A 26,092-nucleotide genomic window follows, 5' to 3' on the forward strand; every position below is an offset into this window, starting at 1 on the left:
CAGCAACTCCGTACGGACTTGGCGGCGACCTCAGTCGATTCCGCCATCACCATTCCAATTCGTCTCGATCTGACCGTGGCGCGTGAACAACTCCGCGCCTTCCGGGTCGAGGCCAGCCGCTCGATGCACGCGGACTTCGATCTCGACATCACTGCCGCACTGGCGCAGTTGGCAGCATCGGGCAGCTTCCCAGGGGATCGGCACTGTCGGAGGCATCGGCTCGATCGGTACCGCTGCCTCGGGGATTATCAGCCCCATTGGGCTGGCAACTGCAGCCCTCGTTGGACTAGCCGCGGTCAGCCTTGTTCCGCTGATCGGTCAGCTCGCCCAGGCTGCGGGAGTCATTTCACTGCTCCCTGCCGTTGCCGCATCTGCAGCGGCCGGCATCGCGACAATCGTCGTCGGCTCCACCGGCATCTTCGACGCCTTCTCCAAGGGCTCTAAGGCCGCCGAGGAAGCTGCGAAGAATGCCGCAAAGACAGCGAAGCAGCAGGCGACCGAGGCGCGGGAACGTGCGTCGGCCGCGAAGGCTGTTGCGTCTGCTGAGCGCGGCGTGGAGAAGGCTGCTGACGGCGTCGCTCGCGCCCAGCGTGGCGTCGGCACCGCACTGGACAACGTCGAGCGCGCTGAGCGTGGAGTTATCCAGGCACAGAAGAAGGCTGAGGACGCCCAGAAGAGTCTGACCCGGGCCCGCAAGGACGCTCAGGAGCAGATCGAGGACCTGAACCTCGCGCTGAAGGGGTCCGCTCTCGACGAGCGTGGCGCCGAGTTGGCGGTTCGTCGCGCCGAGCAGCAGTTGCGGGATCTCTGGAAGGGTGGCCAGCCGGTCACTCAGCTCGACATTTCCGAGGCTGTTCTCGGCGTCGATGAGGCGAAGCAACGTCTCGACGAAGTGCGTGAGCGCAATGGTGACCTCCGCGATGAGGTCGCTGCGGCGAATCAGGCTGGTGTCGAAGGTTCCGAGCAGGTTGTCTCCGCGAAAGAAGCCATCGCCGATGCAGATCAGGGCGTCATCGATTCGCAGAGGTCTCTGGCGGATTCACACCTTGCTGTAGCTGACGCGCAGGGTGCAGTTCTCGATGCACAGCAGAACCTTGCGGATTCGCAGGAAGCCGTCATCGATGCTCAGCAACGTGCCGCTGAAGCGACAACGGCTAATGCTGACGCAGTCGACGAGTATGCCGCAGCTCTGGCGAACCTGTCACCCAACGCCCGTGCGTTCGTGGAGGAAACCCGCAGCCTCGGTGATGCCTGGAAGGATCTCCGACTCCAGATCCAGGACAACCTGTTTGCTGGGCTCGGCGGATCGATCACCGATCTCGCGACGAACTACTTCCCGATCCTCAAGAACGGCCTCGGCGGCATTGCGACCGAGATCAACATCGGGCTGAAGGGCGCGATCGCTGACCTGTCGAGTGAGTCCAGCAAGCTCGACTGGACGAACATTCTCGAGAACACCCGGATCTCGATGCAGCCCGTTATCGACGGACTCTCGGATCTCTTTGGTGGACTGACGAATATCGCTTCGATCGGATCCGATTTCCTGCCCGGGCTCAGCGGTTCGTTCGCGGACACGATGAAGAGTTTCCAGGAATGGACTGCTTCCGAGGAGGGGCAGAACAAGATCCGCACTTTCATGGAGGACTCGATCAGAGCCTTCGGTGAAATCAAGGATCTGTTCGTCGAGATCGGCCGAGTAGTCGGAGGACTGTTCAGCACCTCCGATGAGGCCGGCCAGTCAATGGTGAAGAGCCTCACTGACACGATGCGTGAATTCGCAGACTGGATGCGCACCGCTGAAGGTCAGCAGAAGATGCGCGACTTCTGGGAGGACGTCCGCAAAACGATCACCGACATCCTGACCTTGGTCAAGGAAGCCGGAATCCTGGTCGCACAGACGACGGACCTGATCAACCGAGCCTTCCCGACAGACGGGGCGCCGGTCGGAGTTTTCGGTGCCGCTAACAGCGCCTCGAAGGGCGACTTCGGCGGAGCACTCCGAAGCCTCGGCGGAGTGGCCGGCGAAAGCTACTCGTCGATCTTCCGAGCAGCCGGGGTTCCCGGGGCAAACGGCGGCGCCATCAACATGGGCATCGGCAACATCAAGAAGACGTGGGGCTGGCTGTCCGGACTCTTCGGGGGCGACGGCGGTGGAGACGGCAACCTCCCGTCACCCGAAAACGGGGAAGGCTTCACGCCGAACACGAACGGAAACGGAATCGCCTTCCTTCCGAACACCGTTCCCGGTCCGAACGTGGGTGGTGGTCGATCGGGCGGACAGAAGCAGTACACCCGCGAGGAATGGGAACAGACGTTCGGCGACGTCGAGGAATTCGACCGCAAGCTCGAAGAACTGCAACTCAAGTCGATCGAGACTCAGCGGATCGGTAGCAGTGAGTTCGGGACCTTCGGATCGAACGCCGCCCAGGCTCTGATCTCGCTAGGCACAGGCGACTTCAGTAATTTCAAGTCCAGCCTCGGCGATCTGGCGAAGAACATCCTCGGAACTACGGAGGATGGCCAGACCAACTGGGGCAACCTCGGTTCCAAGATCGGTGAGGTCGTCGGGAACATCACCGGAACGATCTTCCCGGGCCTCAAGGAAGGTCTCGGGACCCTCCTCGAATTCGGTCGCGGGATCGTCGAAGGCTTCGGCGGAAACTGGGATCGGCTGAAGGGGATGGCAGCCGGCCCGATCAACTGGATCATCGATCACGTCATCAACGGAGCTCTCAAGAATGCCTGGGATGCCGTCGCCAACGTCTTCGGCCTCGATAAGTGGGATGGCGTCAACCGCATCGAGATCTCGGGTACAGGTAAGTCGGAGGGCGGTCCCGAGCTCGTTCAGCGGTATGCCACCGGTGGCCACGTTCGTGGCCGCGGCGGTCCGACTGACGACTTGATCGACGCGAAACTGTCCAATGGCGAGTACGTCATGCGGGCATCGGCGGTCGACAAGATCGGCGTCGCCAACCTCGACCGACTGAACAACAACCCGCTCATCGCCAAGGGAAAAGTCTTGGCAGAGGGGATGTTCACCGGCATCCGTATGAAGGTCGGCGGATCGGTCGACGAAGCAGTCGCCCGTGCCAAGGGCTTCATGCAGCACGAGAGCGGGAAGCCGTACCAGTACGGCGGCACCGGCAATCCTTCATGGGACTGCTCGGGCCTCTGGTCGGGCATCGTCAACGAGTTGTCCGGTCGGCCTGCTACTTCGGGGCGTCTGTTCAATACGGAGTCGGACTTCGAGTCGATGGGCTGGAAGCCCGGCCTCGACGGTCGCGTGACGATCGGCATCATGCGCGGTGGTGGCGGCGAGAACTCGCACATGGCGGGAACGATCGACGGCACCAATGCGGAGTCGTCGGGCGACAACGGTGTGCAGTGGGGTGGACCTGCTCGAGGTTCTGACAACTCAATGTTCGGGTTGCAGTACACCCTGCAGGAGTTGGCTGGTCAGTTCGCCAGTGGCGGCCAGGGTGGCGGCGGATTGTTCGCCAGTGCAGCGAATGCTGCTCGGCGACTTGCTGCATCGACGTTCGACAAGGCCGTCACCGGTATCGGTGCCGGGATCCCGGACTTCGGCCCTTCTTTGGTCGGCCAACTTCCCAAGGCCGCGTTCAACGCAATCAAGGATGCGTTGACTGCGGCTATCCGTGGGTCGATGAGTTCGGGTTCGGGTAGCGGTTCGTTCGAGCCTGGCGCTGGCGCTGAGCAGTGGCGTCAGATGATGATCGACGCCTACAAGAACCAAGGGTACGACCCAACTCCGGCAAAGATTGACGCCTGGATGCGGCAGGTCGACACCGAGTCGGGTGGAGACAAGGATATTGCCCAGCAGATCGTCGATGTGAACGGAACCGGTGAAGCTGCCGGAGTCGGCCTGGGGCAGATGATTCCGGAGACGTGGCAGGCATATCGGGACCCCGCGTTGCCGGATGACCGTCGCAATGCATGGGCAATGCTGAACGCCATGGTTCGCTACGGCGAGCAGAAGTACGGCGACAGCCTGCTTGACGTCATCGGCCAAGGGCACGGCTACGCACTCGGTGGGATCATCCCCGGATACAGCCCCGGCCAGGACAAGTTCCAGGTCGGAGTTTCCGGCGGTGAGTCGATCATGCGGCCCGAGTGGACTCGCGCTGTAGGTCCGTCGTTCGTCGATGGCATGAACTCGATCGCCCGCAAGCAGGGTGTCGAGGGTGTGCAGCGGGCGATGGGCATGCAAATGGCGGGCATGTTCGCCGAGGGTGGTGTCTTCACGCCGGAGGAACAGCGGCTCTACCTCGAAGGCCGAATCAGCAAGTTCGGAACCCAGGCGGGCGACATCGCCAAGAAGGCGCTCCCGGAGATCCTCGGAGTTCAGGGCACGCCCTTGGATCCGAATCATCGGTACTGGCAGGCAGCGATGGATATTCAGTCCGCTGCCATGGGAGCGCAAGCAGTCGGCCCGGTCGTTTCAGATCAGCTCGGGTCCAACTCGATTCAGTCCGCGATCGCCGAAGGTGGCCGCGTCATCGAGGAGCACATCCATTATCACGTCACAGACATTGATGAAGCGATCCGCAAGGAACGCATCCGACAGAAGCAGCAAGCCACATCTTTCACCGGGCGATGAACGCCACCAGGCCAACCGAAAGGGACGTCATGTCCGCAGATTTCGACCTCGCCCTAGAGGAATACCTCTACACCCTCACCGACGAAGAGTTCGAAGCTCTCGTTGCACGAACCCGAGTCACACCACAGCAAGCCAAACGCAAAGCCGGATCCTCCGGTGCCGCAGAAGCCGAACGCCGTTTCGGAAAGGGAACCAAATGAACCACTACCTTCGCCCCGTTGCCCGCTACACCTCCAACACCATCCTCGCTGAGATCGCCTCACAGCTTCCGGGATGGACCCAGGCTGTCCAGGTGGCCGATACCTGCCTGCATCGACTGCAGGCCTTGCACCTCGACCCCGAGCAGTCGGACTCCGAAGCTGACATCGAGCGAATCCTCACCACCGGAGAGGTTCCCGACGACTTCGGCCAGCACCTCGCCCGCCAGCGCGCCTACATCGAAGACCACCAGAACCAACGGACAGTCCTCGACGACTTGGCCAAGCGCGCAGTGATTCAGTGCGAGAGCGTCATCTCAGGAGCCGCGCCGGCCATCCTCACCGAGCTCAACGCCCGCGTCACTGCAACCGTCTGTGAAGTCCGCACGCTCGCACAGGACCTCGACGGCATCCATTCCGCAGACGACGCCATCACCGCCGGCAAGAAGGCATCCGATGCATGGCGCCAACTACCCACACTGCGAGCACAGTACGACGCACTCAGGACAGCTCAGACCGTAGTGATGGGACAGAACTACGAGGGAATCCTCGAAAGCGCCAGACGAATCGGTGACAACGATCGACTGGCACGAGACACCGACATCGCCAACCTCGACGAGGTATGGCCAGGCTGGCGCGCACAGGCAGCCAGTGACGTACCGCGCGATGCAATCTCCGGTGAGCGGCTCATCTCTGCGCCGTGGCCGGCTGATCCACTCGCACAGCTGGTATGGCTCGCCACCTCTGACGCCAAGGTGTGGGTGCCGACCAAGCAGCAGCTCCTTCAACTGTGGGCGGACCGTAAAGAGGCAGACCGAGAAGCCATCATCGCTGCACACAAGGCTGAGCGAGAAGGCAAGCCCAACCCCAAGCGCCGCATCCACGAGACCCTGTCGGTGTTCTGACTCATGGCACAGAGCAACTGGGGAACAGGGAGCAGTCACCGCACACGCACACCCGGGCACCGCAACCGACGCTCAGCAGTCCTCGCACGAGACAAGGAACGCTGCCAGCTTCGCTACGAGGGATGCACAGGCAAGGCCACCGAAGCGGACCACATCGTCAACATCGAATCAGGTGGAGCCGAGGACGTCATGAACATGCAAGCCGTGTGCTCGACATGTCATAAGCAGAAAACCGCACAAGAGTCAGCGGCAGCACGCAGGGTGAACCAGAAGAAGCGCCGGCATCCCTCGACGTTCGCCAAGCACCCAGGGCTGCTGTGACACCGACGATCCCTCGGGCATGCACAGCATCGATCGAGGTGGGGTTCGTGCCACACGGATGGGCTCAGCTCCACCAGCAGCAGGCCAGGGGCACCACCTCCCTCCCGGCCCCCATCGTCCAGCCGCAACGCTCTGTGGCTCGGAACGCCTACGGGTCTGGGGGTTTGGGCCCCAGATGGGCCATATCGGGGCCTGAGACGAATCAGAGCCCACGATCACCAGTCATCCAGGGGCGCGAGGTGGGCAGTTTCAGCACCAGGGCAACCGTCAGAAGGCCCGATAAGCACCAGGTCAGAGGGATCGAGTCGTAACACGAGCTTCGATCCCTCGGCCGGCCGGTAGATCGGCGTCAACCTCACCGTGGCGACATCCGAAGTGGGCAGTGTCGCAACGCGGAATGGATGACCAGCTCAGGACCCGAACCCTTTCTCGGGGAGGCTGGCTCAGCGCCGATCCAAAAGTTCGTTATTTTCTCCTGTGTTAAGACCGTGTACTAACTCCTGTCGTGCTTTATGTCATAGGAACGGAATAACGAGACCCAATTCACCACCACTCGAAATCAAGGTGGGATCATCCTCGTTATGTACCTGAAGTCACCATCTCGACACAGGATGCCGGCGTGATACCAAATCTGGACCCCACGAGCGGACATCTTCCCCCTGGCAGATTTAGGTGCACGCTGCCCGAGATCGAGCAACGCTTCGTAGACGACGCCCAGTTCGCTACGTCAAAACGACGTCGGATGCTCTTTGATCAGCTGCTCACGTATCTACGCGACTGGGAGCTGGCGCTCGACGTTGTTTCGGCCCCAGGCGTCTTGAAGCAAATCTGGATCGCCGGCAGTTTTGCGAGCGCGAAAATTGATCCCGAAGATATCGACGTCTCGCCAATATTGGACGGACCTCTACTTCGGGAGATCCGAGGAGTGCCTGGCGTTAGACGTATACAGCGCCTTCAGGGTGAGCATAGAGAACGGATCGCGAAGGAGTATGGCGTCGAGCCGTTCCCGTTTACCTGGTGGCCTGTCACCACGCTGAGGCGCGACAAGGTGGACAATCTCGCCATTGACTACATCGCCACCCGCGGGTTGATGGACGACTTTTGGCAGCGAACCCGCTCGACTGACGTCAAGACGGGGCTTACAGTTGACACTGCACACGCTCGGCGCGGCTATTTGGAGGTGGTAGTGGCATGAGCATCCTGGATCAGTATCCCCAGATGCAAGACCGCAAGCTGCCGACCTGGCTCGACGACGAGACAGAGTCGAACGATGACCTGGTCTCCGCTGCACGCAAAGCCCTTGCGGAGTCGCTCAGGCGTCTCGATCCTGAATCAGCTCTGCCCAGCCTCGTGGACATCCGGCTGTCAGGCCAGGGAATTGACGGTTCGATTCCGGCTGAGATGACGTCACTTGTCAAGCGCTTCCAGTCGGAAATAGAGGCCGCTATGACTATTTCCGCGGTGGAGCGTGGCGATGCCGTTATCGAGCTCGCTGGCGTCAGTTCGGGAAGTGTCGTTCTTCACATGAAGCCGAAGATCGCTGGGCTAGCCGCCGATCATTTATTCCCGGCGATCGAGCTAGACGTTTTCGATGAAGCTGTTGGTCGGGTGATGTCCATCCACGATTCGTTTGAGCGTCTAGGCGCAGGAGCTCAGGATTCCGATGGCGCTCTACAGCCTGACGGTGCGCTTTCCCATGCCTCTGCGAAACTTCTCGATGCAGTTCAGGCGATGGTCATTGACCTCAACAGCTTCAATGTTGATCTTGAGGTGTCCGCGTTAACCAGCCGTGGTCCGCACAGGTCGTCGAAATTGACATCCATTGGACGTCAATCTGCCGTCCAGTTCTTTACTCAGCGGGAGTCGAGCTCGGAGTTGGAAATCGAGGGGCGAGTCCAGGGCATGAGCCTGGATGGCTGGGTGGAAGTCCTTGTCCCTCAGGGCAACAGGCGAGTCGATGACGTGCCGGAAGAACTGATTAGTGGCGGATCGCTGCGATTCGGTCAGCATGTGATCATCAAGGTCCGGGCCACAAAAGCGCCTAGAACGAAGACCGTCTACACGTACCATTCGCTCATTTCGCGCTCCTGAAGTTCGCGCGTTGGGCGGTCTGGTGTCGGTTGAATCGGCATCGGATTGCTTGACCTCGACGTAGGGTGCAGAGGCATGACTGAGATCATCGATACCCCTTGGATGAACGTCTCCCAGGCCGCGGCGTACATGCGCCGGCATCCCGTCACTGTCCGCAAGGATCTGGAGTCCGAGCGCCTTCTGGGGTATCAGCGCAAGGCGCCGAATGGTCACTGGCGAATCCATCGCGACGACTGCGATCGGTTCCTCCGTGGCGAGTCGAGCTGACCTGCTCTCGCCTCAACCGACACCAGGTGTGGAGAAGAACTCCACACCTGGTATGCGTGGTCCTAGCAGGACTTCTCAAACCAACTGTGGTCATACCCCTACGCTTTCGGCATGTTGAAGCGCATGCTCTCCGCATGAGAACCCCATCGCTCCCCAAGGTTGGCCCATGGACCGAAGACGATGAGGCTCACCTTCAGAAGGTGTTCGCTACCTTCCCCGTCTGGAACTCCGAACAGATCGCAGTGGCTCGTCGCGCATTCCAATCGGCTGTCGACAGGCGGGCTGCGCTCGACGGGGGCAGTCATGATGACAACCCCTGCCCTCAGTTCAACTGATATCAGGTCAGTCGTGGCAACTGTGTCGAATCTCGACACGGTTGAGACGTGCCGCGCGTGACGAATATCGTCATTCACCGGTCGTGGTCATATCAACACAACTGGCGCGGACGAAGGGGACTTTGCTTTTGAAAGTCTCCTCAATGTGGGGCGCTCACTAGTGAGCGGGCTTGGCGCTCGACCTGACCGTATTTCAACTACGGTCAGGGCTGTCACTAGTGACCACCCTTGGGGTGCGCAGTAGTGCGCGCCCTTTTGCGGCGTGCACTGCAAAAGGGGCGAATGGCTACGGTCAGATCCATCGTTTATTCATGGTTTATGAGTGAGATACGACGCGATCTAACGAGAGTCGACGAGTGATAAGTTTCGGCCAATCCAACTGGCGGAGTATGACTGTCGCGATTGATTGAGACTTGACGCGACCAATGTATCGAGAATCCATTGGTCGCGGGTTCGAGCCCCGCCCGCCCCACGTTCAGGTGCCGTGAGCCCGCGGGTCAGCCCCAATGATTTTTGTCGAAAATCATGCTGCAGACGATCGCCAAGGCGACTAGTGCGCAAAGTGCAATCACCAGGACAGTTGCCCACACGTTGTTGGGATTGAATCGCCTGGCAATGCGCCTGCGGTTGCGTCTGAGTCGAGCGTTCGTGGTCACACAAGGAATCGTCGCATCATGATCGTCGATCGCAGATGAGGTGAAAGTCTCGGATCCAGATGACCAATTTCCCGACAGTGTCGGATGTGCAACGCTTCTGGACGTGACCGAGACAGCGACCACTCGGAAGACGAAGGAAAAGCAGGTACCTATCCAGGTATTTCAGCGTATGTGCTCAACCAGCCGAAGTGTCACGCTCTGGATGTACTTACGCACGGCGATCGAAGGTGATTTCGACGATCGAACTCAGGGGTCACTGAACAATTGTCTGTACCTGCCGGCGCGAGCCCGGCCCACAGGTGACGACGATGCGTTCCAGTGACCCCCTGAGCGTCGACGCACGCTGGTTTAGCAGATAGCTGGCAAGAAACCATCTTCGCCTGGTGTAAGTGCAGGCAGTCGAGCCGACCCCCCGCGGCTCGACTGCCCCCAACACGCGATGTGGGGTCCGAATGGCGGCGCCGAATTGGCGATTAGGGCGCCCGTCTGCGAACCGAATGTCAGTGAATGTAGAAGTTCTCGGAATTTCATTGGGAGACAGTAGGTTTGTTTGATCCCCAGGTTGAGGGAGTCTGGGGATCGCCTACCTGTGATTGGGGCACTCACGAACTGTGACGGAAAGGTCCGCTCCCGGATATTAGATTTACGGTGCGTCCGAACTGGCCGGAGACACTTGACGTGGAGTTTCCGGCGCCGACGTTCTACCGATATCGGGGCTTCTGCCCAGGACTCGCTTGGTGACCCATACGGCAGGTGCCGACAGGAACGGCAGATACACGAAGATATAGCTGTCGAACTCGATGCCCAACGCGAGATAAACCCCAAGGTGAAACCCGAGTAAGACGACGATCCCGATTCTGAACAAGACAGGGAAGAGCACGGCAACGATCAACCAGCCTTCAGCGAAGACAGTGGCGTAGTCGAGTGCTTTCCATAGCCACTCCGAATGGATGTCGAATAGTTCGTGGGTCAGCGGACCGAGCTTGGTGGGGTCAGCGACGTCTCGCGCAACGTAGCCCCGGGTTGCCTGCAATTCGGGGTTCAGCCAGCCCGACGCAGCTTTGGGTAGTGCCGCTGTAAACAGGGCGTAGGCGACCGTCACTGCCCAGATGAGCATGGGCAGTCCGCGGGTTTGAAGTGCTTTGCGTTGTGTGCTTGAACGTCGTGCGTCGAGGGACCATGCGGCGCCCCATCCAGCGGCTGCCATGGCTACCGGCAAGATTTCGAAAAGAATGAAGTGGTCGACCTTGCCGAAGGAATTGACCACCCCGCTGCCGGTCACGAGCGTGAGGGTCATTGCGATGGACGCGGCCGTCGTTCGATATCCGACCAAAAGGGCGATCGCCAGGATGAATCGGGCGACTTCGAGTCCGACGAGGAAGTTTCCGGAGGGTGGTGACGACAGCAGGGAGAACGGACCGGATTGTGGATGAAACAGAATCGAGGGAACGTCGCCCGCCCACGTGTAGTCGATGGGAAACACGATCACATATAGCGCGAAGAGGATTCGAATGACAGCGAGGAACCTCGCATCCCCGCGGTACGCCTCGCACAACTGATCGATGTGGTCGCGCAGGAACAACAGAGTTCCCGCACGGGCACTCATAGATCAACCCTTGTCGTTTCGCACGGGTCAGTTGACGCATCGGTTCCGTCGGTGATGTCGATAATTGTTTTGCGCCAGCAGAACTCGATACTGTCCGGGATGGCACCACTTCCGACTTCGACGCTGCGGTTTCGGAGCCATTCGACCAATTCAGGGTCCGCGGTTCGGGTGTTGCGGTCGTCTGCCCCGCTGGGGCGGAACGCATAATCGAGTGATGCTCTCGCGGATGAGTAGCGAATATCGCCGGCGAGATCCACTGGGTTGGGACTGATCGTGGATCCGTCGGTGTAATGGAGAGTGATATCCAAGCCACTCCCACTGAACTCGCCGTCTGCATTGGGCACGCCACCGAAGCTGGGCATGCGAATTGTCGGGTATGGCTCAGGGCGGACACCGAACGAGTAGGCGCCTTGCACGAGGAGTACGACTGCGAGTGCTGCGATCGCGATCAGTCGCCGATTGCTGCGCTTTGCTTCTGTTTCCGGCATGTCGACGTTCTTCCTGGCACCTGGTGCCGGTTTCTTCGAATGAGAAAAATAGAGGGGATTGCCGAGCGAGGGGACTGGGTGTTGTCGCGCGTCCGTGCAGATGTGCCGAAAGTAGTTGAAGTGTCGACGAAATATAGCTGCGCGATTGCCGCTTGTCGCAGTGTTGATTTGAAAATGGACTTTGGTCCGTCGAATGGGGGACAGTGTGCCCTGAATGCTTTGCCGCGCCTTAACTTCCAGCAAGCTTCGCCCCAGTCTGCTGTGAGAGCGGGATTTCACTCCTTCGTTGATGGCCGATTCAAGCGGAACGACAGATGCTTGACACTCGCTCAGAGGCAACATGATTCGACCCCGTATGTTTACGGGGTGACCAAACCCAACAAGCGAACTGTCGCCGTCATCGGTGCCATGGTTTTCACCGTCGTAGCGGTGATCGTAGGATTTGCGTACGAGCAATCCCGAGACAGTCGGGCAACTGCCTCTGTATCGCAGCCTGACAGTTCGGCGCCGGCGCTGAATGCCCCTACCGACGACTTCGACACGGTCGCAATTTTGGGGGACTCGTACTCGATTCCGAACACGACGGGAGATCATTGGCCGGCGCTGCTCGCCTTCGATCGTCGCTGGTACCTGGCAGATTTTGCGAGCGGTGGCACCGGCTACGTCCAGGGAAACGAGGAAAAAGGCAAGCTACCGTTCGGTGCGAAAATTGATCAGGTCGTTGCGGTGAATCCCGAGGTCGTCATCATCGCCGGCGGTCGGAACGATGTTTCGTACCCGCTCGAGGTGCGAGATGCGACTCGGGAGTTGTATGCGCAGCTACGAGATCGGCTTCCTCACGCCAAGGTTGTCGTCATCGGCCCCATCATGGACAACCGGCCTCCATCCGAGACCGCTGTCAATGTCAACGATCGAATCCGTTCCGCCGCTGAGCAGTACAAGCTGCCTTTCATTGATGCGCTCGCCGAGAACTGGCTGTCGGACCCGACGTTACTCAAGGAAGACGGCATGCATCCCACGCCGGCAGGTCAAAGGCTCATGTTCGAGAAGATCAGCGAGCACCTTCACTCGCTCGGTCTCTAGCTCTGAAGGAAAGCGAAGAGGACCCCGCAGGCGCGGGGTCCTCTTTTTCGTGAAAAGTATTGTCGGACTTAGGTCATCAGTAGCGAGGACTTTGGGCGCAGTCTTGGCTGGCCGGCTGCCTCACACGGTGATGGAGAAGTTCGGGTAAGAAAGCTCTCGTGGACTGTGTCGCCGCCCCTATCCGCGTTGCGGCTTTCGTGCATCGCAGTTCACCGCAGGTGATGCACGCGCGGCGATACCTACGCTGGGAGCTCGTCGGCGGAATGTCGTTCTTGTCCCTTGCCGGTGGCTCGACCATCACTGCAGCCTGAACGGAGATGGCAGGGACGGCGTAGATCATGTCGATAAGTTGGCCACCCCTGATGTTCTGCGCTACCCGTGATCAAACCGGGCAATCGGAACAAAGTGCTTGTCGAAGAGTTACAGTTGATGTTAATATGTAACGATAGGTCGCAAATGAACAGCGGCTTCGAGGTCTCGCTACCGGAAGCCGATGGGCGCCGGGGGAGATTCGTCTGCTGTCGATGGACGCGACGCCGTTGGGCGGCACGGACAAAGGCTCTGTGAATTGCGCCGGGTCGCACCCCTGATCAACCTGACAGACCAACGTAACGGAGAACATACTGTGACAATCAAGAACTCGATCGGGCCTGGTGTCGAAGCCGATCATGGAAACAGGCTGTTCGGCAACACTATTCGATCAGCTGAAGGTGAGGAACTGGTCCAGCGGCTGAATGCCATGTTCGAGCGAGCGAACAGCGCAGGTCAGGTGGTGAATCAACGAGAACTCTCGACCGTGCTTTCTGTGCGGAGATCCGAGGGTTCGCCGGTCGACCGGTCGATTCCGGCGCCTGACAGGCTGATGCATGCGATCGAGGGACTCTCGTACGAATCCATTTCCCTGTTGATTTGTGCGGCCGAGCATTTACTGCGTTCGGAAGGGGTACATGTCGACTCGACGCCCTTCACGTGAGGGGCGACGAGACCCGTCGAGGAAATCGAAGTGATCGGTCCGTCGCCGACGAACGAGTATTTTGTCACGAACGGAATGACGTAGTTACGTCGTCGTTTGTAATTCTGTTGTGCGACCGGCGAATCAGGCCTCCGGCGTTGCTCGGTCGCACGATCCCGATTTCGCTGCTTCGAAGGCTTCTTGGGTGCGCTCACGCGCCTCAGCGTCGAATCCTCTTCAGTCGTCGTGCGGTCCGCTCGTGTCATCGCGGACTCGATCGATCGGCGACGTGGGATCAGTCGGAGTATGTCCAGTTCTTCGGCCGATCCGAGTATCGACCGGCAAATCTTGTCGACGGAGTCAGATGCCGGATAACGGCACCGAAATACGGATCAACATTCACCTCGGGAAGCCGCATGAAGTGAATTGACTATCGCAGTCTGCTGTTGTGGTGTGAACGCTGCCCAGGCGCTGGCGGAACCCGCGAGTTCAGGGACATCGTTCCATCCAGGGCTCTGTAGCCGGGCCAACGCCGCCTCGACCGTCCCGAAAACTTCGAGGTACGCATGTGCGTCGTCGCATGTGAAGGCGAGTTCGTGTGGTTCGGCGTCGCCCACGTCCCCGCCACACGAAGTAAGCATCAGCACGAATGGAGTCGCAATAGCGATCATGATTCGCTTCATCGGCCAATCGAAGCAGACTGACCCCGCCCTGGCGGACTATTCTCGATCCATGCCGATCACCCCGGATACAAAGAACTGGACCTGGGTCCTCGAACGCCCATGCGCCGAGTGCGGGTTTGATTCGTCCGCTGTGGCGTTCGCGGATGTTCCAGATCTTGTGCGTAGCAATGCCGTCTCGTGGGCCGAGGTACTGGAGCGCGAGAATGTGACGGAGCGACCGGACAGCGAAACATGGTCAGCGCTGGAGTATTCCGCCCACGTACGCGACGTGTTCCGGATCTTCAAGGTGCGGTTGGAACAGATGCTCGAATTCGACGATCCGCGATTCGAGAACTGGGATCAGGACGCAACAGCCGAGGCCGAGCGGTACAACGACCAAGATCCGGCAAAGGTGGCATCGGAATTGTCCGACGCCGCGGCGGAGGTCGCGAATGCCTTCGAAACCGTGCCAGAGGGTAGCCGCCAACGACGGGGTCTCCGCAGTGACGGATCGGCGTTCACCGTCGAATCGTTGGCGGCCTACTTCATTCACGATCCGATCCATCACCTGCACGACGTCTCGGTGTAGTCAGAGCCCGCGCACCTCCTCGAGGGTTCTTCTGGCTCCGACGGAGTGCAATGAGTCGAGGGTCTTTCGGAAGCTAGCGACAAATCGGCGATCGTCCACGAGATCGCCGAACACTTGGCGGTACCCGATGAAGGCCAACGGGTCGCTCGACTGTTTCTGGGCGAGCGGCACCAGAGTGTCCGACAGCTGATCGACGACGGTGATGGGATCTCCGTTCTCGTCTGTGCCCTCGGCGTAGCGGGCCCAGCTAGCGACAATTGCGGTGGACAGGTTGATCGACCCACCGGTGTCGAGTTGGTTCCGGATGACGGGCAACAGCCACTTGGGAATTCGATCGGATGACTCGGCACACAGACGTGCAATCGTGTCGCGGATCTGGGGGTTCGAGAATCTTTCGATGAGGGTCTTCTTGTACTGATCGAGGTCGACGCCGGGTACCGGGTCAAGGGTCGGCGTCGCTTCGAGATTCATGTAGTCGAGCAGGAACCCCGACAAGAGTTCGTCCTGGCATGCCTCGTGGACCAGGCGGTATCCGGCAAGGTAGCCGAAGTACGCGATGCCTTGATGGCCGGCATTGAGAAGGCGCAGTTTCATCAGTTCGTACGGGCGAACATCCGGCACGAGATTGACGCCGGCATTCTCCAGAGGTGGCCTGCCTGAGGTGAACTCGTCCTCGAGGAACCACGCGGTGAACGGCTCAGCCGCGACCGGCCACTGATCGTCCACGCCAAACGTCTCGGCGATCTCGGTGGTCACCTCGGCTGTCGTGACGGGTGTGATCCGGTCGACCATGGAGTTGGGGAAGGCGCCGTTCTCGTCGATCCACTCCGCAAGTTCGGGATCCTTCAGGGCGGCGAACGCTCCGACTGCCGTCCTGGCGACCGATCCGTTGCCTTCGATGTTGTCGCAACTCATGATCGTGAACGGGGCGAGGCCCCGGTCGCGACGGAGTGCGAGTGCCGCACAAATCAGACCGAAGGTGGTGTGGGGGAGTGTTCCCGGCTCGAGATCGTGCATTACATCGGGATCGGACGCGTCGAACTCACCCGTAGTGTGCGAGATGTTGTATCCGCCCTCGGTGATGGTGAGAGATACGATTTTCGTCGATTCGGATGCCATCTTTTCGATCACCGCCTCCGGATCCTCCGGAGCGAACAGGTACTCGACGATCGACCCGATGACCCGGGCCTCGAGGGTTCCGTCAGAATGCTTGAGCGCCAGCGTGTAGAGGCAGTCCTGCGCGCGGAGAGCGTCTTTCATCCGCTTGTCCGACGGCATCACTCCCACTCCGCAGATTCCCCAGTCGAAGCCCTCACCGCGTCGCAGGAGATCATCGATGTACATGGCCTGGTGTGCACGGTGAAAGCCTCCGACACCGAAATGCACTATGCCAGTAGTGACTTTGCTCCGGTCGTAGTTCGGCACTTCGAGTGCAGCATCGAAGTCGAACAGGGTCTTCGTATTGAGTTCCATGAAAGTACTAGTCTCCTTCGGCGACGATGACTACGGCTTTGATGCTGCCGAGAATGCGATCGGCCACCAGGGCCTCTTGCGACTGTTCGAGTGAAAAGCGTGCTGTGACCATCGAGTCCAGATCGACGCGCCCGGCAGCGACCAATGCGGCGGCGATCGGCCACGTGTTGGCGTACCGGAACACTCCGGTCAACATCAGTTCGCGATTCTGAATGATCGGGACCGGCAACGGTATCTCGTCGGCACCCATTCCGACCAGAACGACGGTTCCAGCGGGCCGAACTGCGTGAATCCCGTCGATCACTGCGGCCGTGGCACCCGACGCGTCGATGAATGCGTCGACGGCCAGCGAGCGTACGTCGCTCTCACGTGGATCAACGACGGTTGTTGCGCCGAATTTCAGTGCCACATCACGCCGGGCCGCGTCGATGTCCGAGACGATGACTTCCGTCGCGCCGAATGCCTTGGCCACCTGCGTCGTCACGATTCCTACCGGGCCGGCGCCGGCGATCAACACCCGAGAGCCGGCAGTGATCCCCGCCTTCTGGGCTGAGGCGATCCCTACGGAAAGTGGCTCGAACAGCGCAGCTGCCTCGTAGGACACGGAATCTGCGATGGGATGGGCGAAGTCGGCACCGATCGTGACGTAGTCGGTCAGCGCACCGTCGATCGGCGGCGTCGCGAAGAACTCCATATGAGGGCAGAGGTTGTATCTGCCTGCCTTGGATTCGGGACTTGTCGGATCGGGCTTCTGAGGCTCGATGGAGACACGCTGCCCGATGCGTCTTGGGTCGACGCCGTCACCGACCGCAGCGATGCGTCCCGATGCTTCGTGTCCGAGAACGAGCGGTGAGTTGACTACGTAAGGGCCGATGCGACCTTCGTGAAAGTAGTGCGCGTCCGACCCGCACACGCCCACGGCATGGATGCGAACGAGGACTTCACCCGCCTTCGGGGACGGTCGTGGTCTCTCGACCATCTGCATCTTTCCGGTCTCGACGAGGACATTTGCCCGAATTGTCGCAGGTAGATCGACGGATTCTCCGGAAACTGTTGTGTGGGTCACAACGTAGATGTTAGCTTAATGAGCATAAGAACATCTAGTGAGCATTTGCTCACGATCAAGAAACTTTGAACCTGATGCACAAGGAGACCGCGTGAACCAGTCGGCTCAGCCCACAGGACTCAAGACGTCGAAGTTGCCCGCTTCCGAAGATGTGCGGCTCGCCTTGCGGGCAGCGACCATGTATCACCTCGAAGGTGCCACTCAGGCGGAGATTGCAGCGAAGTTGGGCGTCTCGCGGCCGACAGCCGGGCGACTGTTGGCCAGGGCGCGGACGCAAGGTTTGGTCAGGGTCGAGATTTTGGTACCGCCGGAGCTCGAAGGTTCGGTGAACACGGAGTTGGAATCGAAGCTGGAGAAGCACTTCGGGTTGGCCGAAGTGTTGATCGTCCCCGAAGCGATTTCGGATGCGGACGACCCGGACTTCGACGCACTCGGTCGAAGAGCAGCGGAAGTTCTGGTTCGTCGTCTGCAGCCGTCGAGCGTTCTCGGGTTTACCTGGGGTCCGGAAACCGTTGCGGTAGCAGGATCTTTGCCGGACAAGGCCGCGAAGTGCTCGGCTGTGGTACAACTTGACGGCTCCATGACGGTGACCGACTACCAGACCGGTGTCGACTTCACCATCGGCCGATGTGCACAACAGTTGCAGGCCAATCCTATTCGTCTCAACGCTCCGCTGTATGCCGACCCGGCGACTGTGGAGTCGATGCGAAACGACTCGGTGATCTCGAAGGCGCTGCATGCCGGAACTGATTCCGACATCATGGTTTTCGGAGTTGGTGCCGTCTCGACTGCCACGACCTTGTTTGCCGGTAGCTTCGTCGACTCGACCATGCTGGACGAGTTGGAAAGTCGAGGCGCTGTCGGTGAAATCGGCGGCCGTTTCTACACGATCGACGGCAATCCAGTGGAGGGGCCACTGCCTGAGCGAACGGTCTCAGTATCGCTCGACGCAGTGAAATCCTGCGATCAGACGATTCTGATTTCGGGGGGAACACACAAACGCCAGGCCGTTCTGGGCGCATTGCGCGGAGGTTTGGCAAACGTACTCGTCACCGACGTCGAGTGCGCCCAGTGGCTGCTCGAAGGCTAGCGATCTCACGAGTTTCGCGGTCCGAGCGCGCGACTGACACGCAAGTGTGAAGGAAGGTAATCCGTGAAAACAGGAAGACGAGTGTGGGACGCTGCCGCGGCGGCGCTCTGCCTCCTGGTGTCGGGATGTGCGGGCGCTGGTGCGCTCGGTGGTTCCGGCGAACGAACAGTCACCATCGCGATGGTGTCGAACTCGCAGATGCAGGACGCCATCAAACTGGCGCCGGCTTTCGAAGCCGAGAACCCTGGCATCGACCTCAAATTCGTCAGCCTTTCCGAGAACCAGGCGCGCGCCAAGATCACGGCGTCGACGGCAACCGGCGGCGGTGAGTTCGACGTCGTGATGATCAGCAACTACGAGACACCTCAGTGGGCCGCCAACGGTTGGCTCACGAACCTGTCCGACTATGCAGACACGACGCCCGGTTACGACGAGGACGACTTCGTACCGTCGATCAAGACTTCTCTGTCGTACGAGGACAGTATGTACGCGGTTCCATTCTACGGGGAGTCGTCGTTCCTGATGTACCGCAAGGATCTGTTCGATCAGGCGGGGATAACAGTTCCCGAAGACCCGACGTGGCAAGAAGTCGCAGGTTGGGCAGCGCAGTTCGACAACCCGGACGCCAAGATGGCGGGAATCTGCTTGCGCGGAAAGCCTGGCTGGGGTGAGGTACTCGCACCGCTGAACACAGTGATCAACACCTTCGGTGGACGCTGGTACGACGAGAATTGGAATGCGCAGTTGACCAGTCCGCAGGTCGAGGATGCGGTTCAGTTCTACGTGGACACGGTCAAGGAGCACGGTCAGCCGGGTCCTGCTACAAGCGGATTCGGTGAATGTGCAACACAATTCGCGCAAGGCAACACGGCGATGTGGTACGACGCGACCTCGGCTGTGTCGGTGCTCGAAGATCCCGCCTCGTCGAAGGTGGTCGGCAACATCGGATATGCGAAGGCCCCGAAGGTCGAGAAGTCCGATCCCGGATGGCTCTACACGTGGGCGCTCGGAATCCCGGAGTCGGCACAGAACAAAGATGACGCCTGGAAGTTCATTTCCTGGATGACGAACAAGGACTACATCCAGAAGGTCGGAACCGAACTCGGCTGGTCGAGAGTTCCTCCGGGAAGTCGCCTTTCGACCTACGAGATTCCGGAATATCAAGAGGCTGCTCAGGCATTCGGTCCGATCACCCTCGAATCGATCAACAATGCAGATCCGAAAAAGCCGACAGTGCAACCGGTTCCGTACACCGGCGTCCAGTTCCTCACCATCTCTGAGTTTCAGGACCTGGGCACTCGCGTCAGCCAGCAGATCAGTGCGGCCATCGCGGGTCAGAAGAGCGTGAAAGAAGCACTCGAACAATCCCAGCAGTATGCCGAGGTGGTCGGCAAGACCTATCAGGAGAACCGATGACTACGGTTGCCGAGCCCAGAACTACGGTGGACGACGCGCCACCGGTCCGTGTCGAAAAGAAGATCTCCCGCGCCGAGGGTTGGCGTCGTAGAGGTCCCCTGTTGCCGGCGTTGATCTTCTCGATCGTCGTCACCCAGATTCCGTTTCTGTTCACCCTCTACTACTCGACGCAGTCGTGGAACCTAGTCCGGCCGGGATCGCGGCACTTCAACGGGTTCGACAACTACATAGAGGTTTTCAAGGACAGTCAGTTTCGGGAAGTCGCGGTCAACACGGTCATCATGATCGTGGGAACCGTCATCGTTTCCGTGATCCTCGGACTCGCGCTGGCGCTGCTACTCGACCGCGCATTCCTTGGTCGGGGCATCGTCCGGACACTGCTCATCACGCCGTTTCTCATCACTCCCGTCGCCGGCGCATTGCTGTGGAAGACAACAATGTTCGACCCGGTGTTCGGTATCGTGAACTTTGTCCTCCAGCCTTTCGGCGTCGGCCAGGTCGACTGGGTCAGCAAGTTTCCGCTCGCCGCCGTCATGATCAATCTGATCTGGCAGTGGACGCCCTTCATGATGCTGCTCATTCTGGCCGGTTTGCAGTCCATGCCCCGAGACATTCTCGAAGCCGCACGAGTGGACGGAGCCAAGCCGTTTGCGATGTTCCGCGAACTGACGTTGCCGCACCTGCGCCGCTTCATCGAACTCGGTGCAGTTCTGGGTGCGATCTACCTCGTGAACACCTTTGACGCGGTGTACATGATGACCTCGGGTGGGCCCGGCGTGGCCAGCTCGAACCTGCCGTTCTACATCTACCAGCGCGCGTTCCTCGGCTTCGACGTAGGTCAAGCTGCGGCGATGGGTGTCGTAACAGTGATCGCGACGATCATCGTGTCGACACTTGCGCTCCGATTGATCTTCAAGAGCTTCACCGGCAACGAGGAGGCGGCGTGATGACTGCCGTAGAGACGACAAGCGCGACGGCCGACAAGCCCGTCGTCAAGAAAAAGAAGAGCAGCAAGTTCAGTCCGTGGTCGGTTGTGGCGTGGATCGCCGCTCTCGGGTTTTTCTTCCCGGTCTTCTGGATGGTCCTCACCGCGTTCAAGACCGAGGCAGACGCCTACACGGATCCGCCGAAGCTGTTCTTCACTCCCACCCTCGAACAGTTCCGTGCCGTCCTCGACTCCGGTCTCGGCACGACGCTGGCAAACTCCGCATTTGCGACGGCCATGTCGACGATTCTTGTTCTGCTACTGGGTGTTCCGGCTGCGTTTGCATTGTCGCTTCGCCCGGTAGCCAAGACTCAGGACGTTCTGTTCTTTTTCATCAGTACCAAGATGCTCCCAGTCGTCGCTGCAATCGTGCCGCTGTACGTGATCGTCAACGACATCGGGTTGCTCGACAACATCTGGGCGCTGGTCATCTTGTACACATCGATGAATCTGCCGATCGCAGTGTGGATGATGCGTTCGTTCTTTCTCGAAGTCCCCGGCGAACTTCTCGAAGCTGCCAGCATGGACGGCGCGAGTTTGTGGACCTCGGTTCGCGAGGTGATCCTCCCGCTGATCTCGCCCGGAATTGCTGCGACTGCGCTGATCTGCGTGATCTTCTCGTGGAACGAATTCTTCTTCGCCGTCAACCTGACAGCTGTTCAAGCGCAGACGATTCCGGTCTTCCTGGTCGGGTTCATCACCGGCGAGGGACTGTACTGGGCTCGGCTCTCCGCGGCAGCGACCATGGCGGCATTGCCCGTCATCCTGGCCGGTTGGTTCGCCCAGAACAAACTGGTGCGCGGCCTGTCCTTCGGTGCAATCAAATAATTCTCCTCACCCTCTCAGGAGTTCGTCATGGCTGAAATCTCGTACCAGAAAGCGTCTTGCATCTACGAAGGTGCCGGGACCCTCGCTGTCGATTCACTCGATCTCGACATCAACGACGGGGAGTTCATCGTGCTCGTCGGTCCGTCAGGTTCCGGAAAGTCCACGGCCCTGCGCATGTTGGCAGGGCTCGAGGACATCGATTCCGGCGCGATCACCATCAACGGCAAGGACATGACCGATGTCCCGTCCAAGGATCGCGACATCGCAATGGTCTTCCAGAATTACGCGCTGTACCCCAACAAAACCGTCGGGGAAAATATGGGGTTCGCGTTGAAGATGCGCGGTGTGCCCGTCGAGGAGCGTAAGAAGAAAGTGGCCGAAGCGGCCAAACTGCTTGACCTGACTGACTATCTCGACCGCAAGCCGGCCAAGCTTTCCGGTGGTCAACGGCAGCGAGTTGCCATGGGCCGAGCTATCGTTCGTGAACCGCAAGTGTTCTGCATGGACGAGCCGCTCTCCAACCTCGACGCAAAGCTACGCGTCCAGACCCGCACGCAGATCGCGGCGTTGCAGCGTCGTCTCGGAACCACCACCGTCTACGTCACGCACGATCAGGTGGAAGCGATGACGATGGGTGATCGCGTGGCAGTGCTCAAGGGCGGCAAGTTGCAACAATTCGCTTCTCCGACCGAACTTTACGATCGGCCGGCCAATGCGTTTGTTGCCGGCTTCATCGGATCTCCAGGTATGAACTTGGTAACGGCGCCGGTCAGTTCGGGTGGGGTGCGTTTCGGCGACGTCGAGGTTCCGCTGGACCGCGAGCAGATGGCGGCAATCGCCGCGGCCGGTCTGGCTTCGGTCACAGTGGGAATTCGGCCCGAGCAATTCCAGGTGGTTGCTGCCGGAGACGGAATCGCAGCTCAGATCGACCTGGTAGAGGAACTGGGCAACGAGTCGTACATCTACGCACACGTGCCTGGTACCGAAGCCGACCCGATCTCGCTCGTTGCACGCACCGGCGGTCGATCGAAGCTGCAGTACGGCCAGACGCTGGGCTTCGAGCGGGTGGACGGACTCGTTCACCTCTTCGACCCGACTACGGGTGAGCGCGTGGGTAGCTGAATCCCACCATAATCGTGACCTGCTCGGCACCCGAACTCGTTCGTGCCGAGCAGGTCACATCCATCTTCGACCGGTGAGAAGGTTAGGGTCTACCGATGAGTGATACACGCGAACGATCCGTCGTGGTGTGTGGTGAGGGACTGGTTGATCTGGTTCCGGTGGGGGAGAACTTCTCACCCAAGTTGGGCGGTGGACCGTTCAACGTTGCGGTTGCACTGGGTCGACTCGGATCCGACGTGGGATTCGTCTCTCGCTTGTCCACCGACGCCTTCGGAGATCGGATGATCGACTCGCTGGCCGCGTCCAATGTCGACACAACCGGAGTCGAACGTGGGCCCGAGCCGACAACTCTGGCCGTCGTGAACCTTGCAGCGGACGGAGGTGCGCGGTATTCCTTCTACCTCGAGGGAACGGCAGATCGACAGTTCGCGCTGCCGAAACTTCCCTCTGCCCGGGCATTCTCGTTCGGAACGCTGTCGCTGGTGCTCGAGCCCGGGGCCTCGGCCTACGAAGCTTTGCTGCACGAAGCACACGCCCGCGGTCGACTCACCATGGTCGACCCCAACATTCGTCCGGCGGTGATCTCCGACCCGGACGCGTATCGACGACGGTTTCGTTCGTGGTTGCCCGCCATCGATATTCTCAAAGTGAGCGACGACGACGCGAAGTGGTTGGGTTCGGTCGACGGCGCCGAGTGGCTCCACGAAGGCGTCGGCGCCGTCCTGCTCACCCGTGGTGGTGACGGGTTGCGGTTGATCACCGAGGAACTCGATGTTTCGGTGCCGGCGCCCGCGGTCGACGTCGCGGACACGATCGGTGCGGGCGATACCGTTCACGGAGCCCTGTTGGCCTACCTTGATCGTCACGACGCACTCGACGTCGCTGTTGTGCGTGCGTTCACCGAGGCAGATTGGTCGGCCGCGTTGACCTTTGCCGCACGCGCGGCAGCCGTCACCGTGTCACGTCCCGGGGCGGATCCGCCGTGGTCAAGGGAGTTGGGCCGGCCCGTCTAGCACTGGGGACCACCGCCCTACTGCGAGCGCAGTACGTCGAACTGCCTACCTGTGCACGATGTGCGACGGGGTCGTGTATCGGCACAGTGACACGCATGTCGATATTCCTGTACAAACTCTCGCGACTCGCGTTTCGGCGCCGTTGGGCAATGGTGGGCTTCTGGGTCGTCCTGCTGGTGGCGGGCGGAGTAGGCGCAGCAACGCTGTCCGGTCCGACCGTCAATACGTTGTCGATTCCGGGCACCGAATCACAAGCGGCGCAAGATCTTCTGGCTGAAAGATTTCCGCAATCGTCCACCGACGGAGCCAGTGCTCGCATCGTCTTCGAATCTCCGGCGGGCACGACGCTCACCGATCCGGCGATTCGACAATCCGTCAGTGACTTGGTCTCTGCGCTCGGGAAGGATCCTGAGATTGCAGCGGTATCGGATCCGTATGCCTCCGGCGGAGTGTCGCCGACTGGGACGATCGGATACATGCAGGTCTCCTATACCGCCGACTCGATGGACTTACCGGACAGTTCGAAAGAACTGCTCGAGTCCGCCGTCCACGACGCCGCGGATTCAGGGCTGGCAGTCGATGTTGCCGGCAACGTGCTGATGGAAAGCAGCGCCGAATCGATGGGAGAGGTGATCGGAGTCGCGATCGCCGCGGTGGTGCTGACCGTCACCTTCGGTTCCTTGGTTGCGGCGGGGCTTCCCTTGATCAGCGCGTTGATCGGCATCGGCATCGCGATCTGCACGATCACAATCGCAACTGGTTTCATCGAATTAGGTTCGAGCACAACCGTCCTGGCAATGATGCTGGGGCTCGCCGTGGCGATCGACTATTCGCTCTTCATCGTCTCGCGCTACCGCTCCGAACTACGTGACGGACATGATCCAGAAATTGCTGCGGGCCGCGCAGCGGGGACTGCGGGTTCGGCCGTAGTGTTCGCGGGGTTGACGGTGCTCATCGCATTGGCAGGACTGTTCGTCGTGAACATCCCGTTCCTGACGAGCATGGGTCTGGCTGCAGCATTCGCAGTTGCTGTTGCAGTGGTGATTTCACTGACGCTGCTGCCCGCCACACTCGGATTTGCAGGGTCGCGCGTCATGAGTCGGTCTGATCGTCGACTGCTGGCGTCCGGCGGTGAACTGACACACCGGAAACAGTCGGAGGGGGCGGGCTCGCGATGGGCCAAGTTCGTGATCCGGCGTCGAGTTCCGGTTTTGCTCGCGTCAGTCCTCGGGCTGGGATTGCTGGCGATCCCCACATTCGGAATCAACCTGAGTTTGGCGAGCCCACCAGTGCCCGACACAACTGCCGCCAGGGCTACCGACCGACTATCCGAGGGGTTCGGTGCCGGGTTCAGCGGTCCGCTCATGGTGGTCGTCGACGTTGCCGACGCCGCAGATCCGGCAGCGGCATTGAGCGGCGCCCAGGAAAAGCTCGGTGCTCTGCCCGACGTAGCGGCAGTGACGCCGCCAGCACTCAATCAGGCGGGCGATACAGCAGTCATCACGGTGGTTCCCTCGAGTGGCCCGGAAACCGAGGCAACAAAGGCGCTCGTCGCAGATATACGTGAGGTCGCCGGATCACTGACCGACGAGACCGGAGCCACGATGTCGGTCACCGGTCAGACAGCGTTGACGATCGACGTTTCGGATCGCCTGGCCGACGCCCTGGTTCCCTACCTCGCATTGGTCGTCGGCCTCGCCTTCATCCTCCTGATGTTGGTGTTCCGCTCGATCTTGGTACCACTCAAGGCAACTCTCGGATTTCTGCTCTCGATCGGTGCGACGTTCGGTGTGCTGGTCGCGATCTTCCAGTGGGGTTGGTTCGCCGGCATTCTCGGAATCGAAGGTCAAACCGGATCAGTTGTGGCGATGTTGCCCATCTTCATGATTGGCATCGTCTTCGGGTTGGCGATGGACTACCAGGTGTTCCTGGTGACCAGAATGCGTGAAGCGTTCGTCCACGGTGACGGACCGGATGAAGCAGTCGTGAAGGGCTTCGACCAGGGCGCGCGAGTGGTCACGGCCGCGGCGCTGATCATGATCGCCGTTTTCGCGGGCTTCATCTTCGGCGGCGACGCCTTCATCATGCAGATCGGACTCGGACTCTCGTTCGCGGTTCTGTTCGACGCCTTCGTGATTCGTATGACCGTCGTACCGGCCGTCATGTCCCTGTTGGGCTCGAGGGCATGGTGGTTCCCCTCATGGCTGGACCGGTTGGTCCCGAACGTCGATGTCGAGGGGGAGCAGTTGACTGCGCTGCTCGCAGATTCGAAGGAATCCAGTGAACCCACGAGCGACAAGTTGTCGGTGTGACCCGGATACGGTAGATC

General features: G+C 60.1%; 22 protein-coding genes. 18 read left to right on the forward strand and 4 right to left on the reverse strand.

Going from position 1 to position 26,092, the window contains the following annotated elements:
- The first annotated feature begins 82 nt into the window (after positions 1-82).
- The 7 genes from PCS43_RS17300 to PCS43_RS17330 all read left to right on the forward strand — a co-directional run bounded on the left by PCS43_RS17300 (position 83) and on the right by PCS43_RS17330 (position 8,399).
- On the forward strand, positions 83-4,618 hold the full coding sequence (locus PCS43_RS17300; RefSeq protein ID WP_270923073.1) for a hypothetical protein: 4,536 nt from the start codon (positions 83-85) through the stop codon (positions 4,616-4,618).
- A gap of 29 nt (positions 4,619-4,647) precedes the next feature.
- Positions 4,648-4,818 (forward strand): hypothetical protein, encoded by a 171-nt coding sequence (locus PCS43_RS17305; protein WP_158510645.1) that lies wholly within the window; start codon positions 4,648-4,650, stop codon positions 4,816-4,818.
- Complete coding sequence (locus PCS43_RS17310; RefSeq protein ID WP_209909035.1) at positions 4,815-5,720, forward strand: hypothetical protein; 906 nt, start codon at positions 4,815-4,817, stop codon at positions 5,718-5,720. Before PCS43_RS17305 ends, PCS43_RS17310 begins: the two co-directional genes overlap by 4 nt.
- A gap of 3 nt (positions 5,721-5,723) precedes the next feature.
- Positions 5,724-6,041: an HNH endonuclease gene (locus tag PCS43_RS17315; protein WP_209909032.1), complete on the forward strand. Its 318-nt coding sequence runs from the start codon at positions 5,724-5,726 to the stop codon at positions 6,039-6,041.
- Positions 6,042-6,660: 619 nt separating this feature from the next.
- Positions 6,661-7,236: a DUF6932 family protein gene (locus PCS43_RS17320; protein WP_209909028.1), complete on the forward strand. Its 576-nt coding sequence runs from the start codon at positions 6,661-6,663 to the stop codon at positions 7,234-7,236.
- Positions 7,233-8,132 (forward strand): hypothetical protein, encoded by a 900-nt coding sequence (locus tag PCS43_RS17325; RefSeq protein WP_209909025.1) that lies wholly within the window; start codon positions 7,233-7,235, stop codon positions 8,130-8,132. Before PCS43_RS17320 ends, PCS43_RS17325 begins: the two co-directional genes overlap by 4 nt.
- Positions 8,133-8,207: 75 nt before the next feature.
- Positions 8,208-8,399, forward strand: coding sequence for a helix-turn-helix domain-containing protein (locus tag PCS43_RS17330; protein WP_209909021.1), 192 nt, complete (start codon positions 8,208-8,210; stop codon positions 8,397-8,399).
- Between the two features lie 1,634 nt (positions 8,400-10,033).
- Here the strand turns inward: PCS43_RS17330 and PCS43_RS17335 are convergent.
- Both PCS43_RS17335 and PCS43_RS17340 read right to left on the reverse strand, forming a co-directional pair.
- Positions 10,034-10,996 (reverse strand): HTTM domain-containing protein, encoded by a 963-nt coding sequence (locus PCS43_RS17335; protein ID WP_209909003.1) that lies wholly within the window; start codon positions 10,994-10,996, stop codon positions 10,034-10,036.
- Positions 10,993-11,484: a hypothetical protein gene (locus PCS43_RS17340; RefSeq protein ID WP_209908976.1), complete on the reverse strand. Its 492-nt coding sequence runs from the start codon at positions 11,482-11,484 to the stop codon at positions 10,993-10,995. The genes PCS43_RS17335 and PCS43_RS17340 overlap by 4 nt, the downstream gene beginning before the upstream one ends.
- 366 nt (positions 11,485-11,850) lie before the next feature.
- Here PCS43_RS17340 and PCS43_RS17345 point away from each other — a divergent pair, with 366 nt between their 5' ends.
- From PCS43_RS17345 to PCS43_RS17360, 4 genes are all read left to right on the forward strand, one after another.
- Positions 11,851-12,567 (forward strand): SGNH/GDSL hydrolase family protein, encoded by a 717-nt coding sequence (locus PCS43_RS17345; RefSeq protein ID WP_024487644.1) that lies wholly within the window; start codon positions 11,851-11,853, stop codon positions 12,565-12,567.
- Positions 12,568-12,725: 158 nt separating this feature from the next.
- Positions 12,726-12,878, forward strand: coding sequence for a hypothetical protein (locus tag PCS43_RS17350; RefSeq protein ID WP_155277928.1), 153 nt, complete (start codon positions 12,726-12,728; stop codon positions 12,876-12,878).
- Between the two features lie 314 nt (positions 12,879-13,192).
- The gene (locus PCS43_RS17355; RefSeq protein WP_054827189.1) at positions 13,193-13,540 is read left to right on the forward strand and encodes a hypothetical protein; all 348 of its coding nucleotides are present in this window, start codon (positions 13,193-13,195) and stop codon (positions 13,538-13,540) included.
- Between the two features lie 711 nt (positions 13,541-14,251).
- Positions 14,252-14,770, forward strand: a complete 519-nt coding sequence (locus PCS43_RS17360) for a DinB family protein (RefSeq protein ID WP_030536585.1) — start codon at positions 14,252-14,254, stop codon at positions 14,768-14,770.
- Here PCS43_RS17360 and PCS43_RS17365 read toward each other — a convergent pair whose 3' ends face one another.
- On the reverse strand, positions 14,771-16,243 hold the full coding sequence (locus PCS43_RS17365; protein ID WP_209908974.1) for a mannitol dehydrogenase family protein: 1,473 nt from the start codon (positions 16,241-16,243) through the stop codon (positions 14,771-14,773).
- A 7-nt stretch (positions 16,244-16,250) separates the two neighbouring features.
- The gene (locus tag PCS43_RS17370) at positions 16,251-17,261 is read right to left on the reverse strand and encodes an NAD(P)-dependent alcohol dehydrogenase (protein ID WP_042450271.1); all 1,011 of its coding nucleotides are present in this window, start codon (positions 17,259-17,261) and stop codon (positions 16,251-16,253) included.
- A gap of 139 nt (positions 17,262-17,400) precedes the next feature.
- Between PCS43_RS17370 and PCS43_RS17375 the strand changes: the two genes are divergently transcribed.
- The 7 genes from PCS43_RS17375 to PCS43_RS17405 all read left to right on the forward strand — a co-directional run bounded on the left by PCS43_RS17375 (position 17,401) and on the right by PCS43_RS17405 (position 26,075).
- Positions 17,401-18,399, forward strand: coding sequence for a sugar-binding transcriptional regulator (locus tag PCS43_RS17375; RefSeq protein ID WP_042921924.1), 999 nt, complete (start codon positions 17,401-17,403; stop codon positions 18,397-18,399).
- Between the two features lie 63 nt (positions 18,400-18,462).
- Positions 18,463-19,815: an ABC transporter substrate-binding protein gene (locus tag PCS43_RS17380; protein WP_270923074.1), complete on the forward strand. Its 1,353-nt coding sequence runs from the start codon at positions 18,463-18,465 to the stop codon at positions 19,813-19,815.
- On the forward strand, positions 19,812-20,762 hold the full coding sequence (locus tag PCS43_RS17385; protein ID WP_019748978.1) for a carbohydrate ABC transporter permease: 951 nt from the start codon (positions 19,812-19,814) through the stop codon (positions 20,760-20,762). The genes PCS43_RS17380 and PCS43_RS17385 overlap by 4 nt, the downstream gene beginning before the upstream one ends.
- Positions 20,762-21,628, forward strand: a complete 867-nt coding sequence (locus PCS43_RS17390) for a carbohydrate ABC transporter permease (RefSeq protein ID WP_003941600.1) — start codon at positions 20,762-20,764, stop codon at positions 21,626-21,628. The genes PCS43_RS17385 and PCS43_RS17390 overlap by 1 nt, the downstream gene beginning before the upstream one ends.
- A 27-nt stretch (positions 21,629-21,655) precedes the next feature.
- Positions 21,656-22,750, forward strand: a complete 1,095-nt coding sequence (locus PCS43_RS17395; RefSeq protein WP_050657012.1) for an ABC transporter ATP-binding protein — start codon at positions 21,656-21,658, stop codon at positions 22,748-22,750.
- 95 nt (positions 22,751-22,845) lie between these two features.
- The gene (locus PCS43_RS17400; protein WP_030536579.1) at positions 22,846-23,763 is read left to right on the forward strand and encodes a carbohydrate kinase family protein; all 918 of its coding nucleotides are present in this window, start codon (positions 22,846-22,848) and stop codon (positions 23,761-23,763) included.
- 95 nt (positions 23,764-23,858) lie between these two features.
- Positions 23,859-26,075 (forward strand): MMPL family transporter, encoded by a 2,217-nt coding sequence (locus tag PCS43_RS17405; RefSeq protein ID WP_058039427.1) that lies wholly within the window; start codon positions 23,859-23,861, stop codon positions 26,073-26,075.
- Positions 26,076-26,092: the final 17 nt, after the last annotated feature.

The organism is Rhodococcus sp. C-2 (assembly GCF_027854095.1).
Taxonomy (GTDB): Bacteria; Actinomycetota; Actinomycetes; order Mycobacteriales; family Mycobacteriaceae; genus Rhodococcus_F; species Rhodococcus_F qingshengii.

Coding starts and splice junctions, on each gene's coding strand:
- PCS43_RS17305 (WP_158510645.1), top strand. CDS start 4,648: ATGTCCGCAGATTTCGACCTCGCCCTAGAGGAATACCTCTACACCCTC.
- PCS43_RS17310 (WP_209909035.1), top strand. CDS start 4,815: ATGAACCACTACCTTCGCCCCGTTGCCCGCTACACCTCCAACACCATC.
- PCS43_RS17315 (WP_209909032.1), top strand. CDS start 5,724: ATGGCACAGAGCAACTGGGGAACAGGGAGCAGTCACCGCACACGCACA.
- PCS43_RS17325 (WP_209909025.1), top strand. CDS start 7,233: ATGAGCATCCTGGATCAGTATCCCCAGATGCAAGACCGCAAGCTGCCG.
- PCS43_RS17330 (WP_209909021.1), top strand. CDS start 8,208: ATGACTGAGATCATCGATACCCCTTGGATGAACGTCTCCCAGGCCGCG.
- PCS43_RS17335 (WP_209909003.1), bottom strand. CDS start 10,996: ATGAGTGCCCGTGCGGGAACTCTGTTGTTCCTGCGCGACCACATCGAT.
- PCS43_RS17340 (WP_209908976.1), bottom strand. CDS start 11,484: ATGCCGGAAACAGAAGCAAAGCGCAGCAATCGGCGACTGATCGCGATC.
- PCS43_RS17360 (WP_030536585.1), top strand. CDS start 14,252: ATGCCGATCACCCCGGATACAAAGAACTGGACCTGGGTCCTCGAACGC.
- PCS43_RS17365 (WP_209908974.1), bottom strand. CDS start 16,243: ATGGAACTCAATACGAAGACCCTGTTCGACTTCGATGCTGCACTCGAA.
- PCS43_RS17385 (WP_019748978.1), top strand. CDS start 19,812: ATGACTACGGTTGCCGAGCCCAGAACTACGGTGGACGACGCGCCACCG.
- PCS43_RS17390 (WP_003941600.1), top strand. CDS start 20,762: ATGACTGCCGTAGAGACGACAAGCGCGACGGCCGACAAGCCCGTCGTC.
- PCS43_RS17395 (WP_050657012.1), top strand. CDS start 21,656: ATGGCTGAAATCTCGTACCAGAAAGCGTCTTGCATCTACGAAGGTGCC.
- PCS43_RS17400 (WP_030536579.1), top strand. CDS start 22,846: ATGAGTGATACACGCGAACGATCCGTCGTGGTGTGTGGTGAGGGACTG.
- PCS43_RS17405 (WP_058039427.1), top strand. CDS start 23,859: ATGTCGATATTCCTGTACAAACTCTCGCGACTCGCGTTTCGGCGCCGT.